Below are 1390 nucleotides of genomic sequence, written 5' to 3' on the forward strand. Positions count from 1 at the left end.
TGCGCCAGCAAATGCTGTCATTGCTGCAACTGCTAATAGCGATTTTTTCATTCTTTAAATCTCCATAAATTGAAAGTAATGCCCGAATAAAACTGGGACCTATGAATTTTGCTTGTTTTGCCCTGCTAGACTGGCGGTAAGGGTATTTAGGAGCTCTTTTTGCTTGTCAAAAGGCAGTTTTTTGGCTTTCTTCGTTGTATCACGGCAACAAGGTATTTGTTTTCTGTCTTTTTATGCCCTGGAATGCCAAAATTGTCACATGGCAAGCCGTGAATTCTTAAAAATCCTCCAATCTGCCCGAATGGGTGATGTATCCGCACAACAAAATTTAGCTTCTGCTTATTTGAATGGCGCCTTTAAAACGCCAATTCAACCAGCTAATGCCTTGATTTGGCTAGAGAAATCTTATATATCCCTTCAAAATCAGATAGTTAGTTCATTTAGCTCAAGTGATACTGAAGTTTCAGAAGTTTATACGAACACCCCGGAAATCTTGGACATTTTTAAGCAAATTTCCACAGTACCTTTGGAGGCAACCCTTCATTCACCAGCATTTAATTTTGGCTGGGACTCTTTTTGGCAAATTGCATGCGCTGGTCTTGAATCCAGTTCTGGAGCCCAATGGCAACTCGCCCAAATGCTGCTTGACCCAAGTAAAAAAGAACTACAGTCTGAACTAGATGCATGGTTATCAAAAAAAGGTGGTGGTGGCGATTTAATTTCACTGCAAAAAACCGCTAAGGAGTTTTTGCTTAGCCTCACCCAATCTGAAAATCCATTTACACACAGCGCCAAAGAACTACTCATTAAATTACAACCCAAAGATGAGGCTCTCTCTTCTCTGTGGAGCGCTTGGTTATCCGATCAAAATGAAGATGCTCTGTTACAGGCTGCAGAGATGGGTTTGACGATAGCCAAACTCAATTTGGGATTAAGGCTCGCACAGTTTGATGGCGCTAGTAATAGCGGCGCCGGAAAATCGAATGCCTCTTTGAAAAAAGCGGCTTACTGGTTAGAGTTAGCCGCAAAAGACGGGGATCGAGATGCCTGGTTTGCACTTGGAGAAATTTATCGACGTCCACAGTTCTCAGGCTATAACGCCGCGGAGAGTGATCGCTGCTTTGATCGTGCGGCTGACTTAGGTCATGCTCAAGCTCAATTTAGACGCGGCGCTAATTTATGGCGCAAGCGTGAAAAGGTTGAAGAGAAGATCCGCGGTCTGCAAGCTTCTTACTGGATTTGGCAGGCTCAACAGCAAGGCGTGACAGAAGCGAAAGAATTACTTGGGAAGATTTTAGAAAATACTTCTGATCCAAAAGCCAATGATTGGTATGCCTTAGCAAGCTATGCTGAGAAAGCAATAAACCATCATCCTGAATACAAACTTGAC

The 1390-nt window shown here is 42.9% G+C and carries 1 protein-coding gene; it reads left to right on the forward strand.

Annotation, left to right across the window (positions count from 1 at the left end; translation table 11 throughout):
* Positions 1–259 precede the first annotated feature (259 nt).
* On the forward strand, positions 260–1390 hold a 1131-nt coding region (locus tag B7Y67_RS18140), incomplete at its 3' end, for a sel1 repeat family protein (protein ID WP_293599830.1).

This window comes from Polynucleobacter sp. 35-46-11, assembly GCF_002281105.1.